This window comes from Pseudomonas sp. 05N434 (assembly GCF_056396965.1).
Genome location: NZ_JBFTMK010001176.1, coordinates 1 through 391, shown reverse-complemented (window position 1 = coordinate 391; position 391 = coordinate 1). Strand labels below are relative to the sequence as shown.

General features: G+C 67.9%; 1 pseudogene. It reads left to right on the top strand.

Going from position 1 to position 391, the window contains the following annotated elements:
- A pseudogene (locus tag AC1DLB_RS32310) lies at positions 1–391 on the top strand (hypothetical protein); the annotation flags it as partial.

The window sequence follows — 391 nt, the reverse complement described above, 5'->3', positions numbered from 1 at the left end:
CGCCTACAACAACACCCTGCAAGGCGGGGCCGGCAATGACTGGCTGGATGGCGGCGCCGGCGCCGACACCCTCAGCGGCGGCAGCGGCGACGACACCTACGTCATCGACAACGCCACCGACAMGGTCACTGAGCTCGCCGACGAAGGCCGCGACCTGATCCGCACGACGGTGAGCTACACCCTCTCGGCCAACGTCGAAGACGGCGTGCTGCTCGGCACCGCCGCGTTGAACCTCACCGGCAACGAACTCGATAACAGCCTCACCGGCAACGCCGCCGCCAACTTCCTCGACGGCAAGGCCGGGGCTGATACCCTGGACGGCGGGGCTGGCAACGACACCTACGTGGTCGACAACCTCGGCGACACGGTAATCGAGCGCGGCACCTCGCTG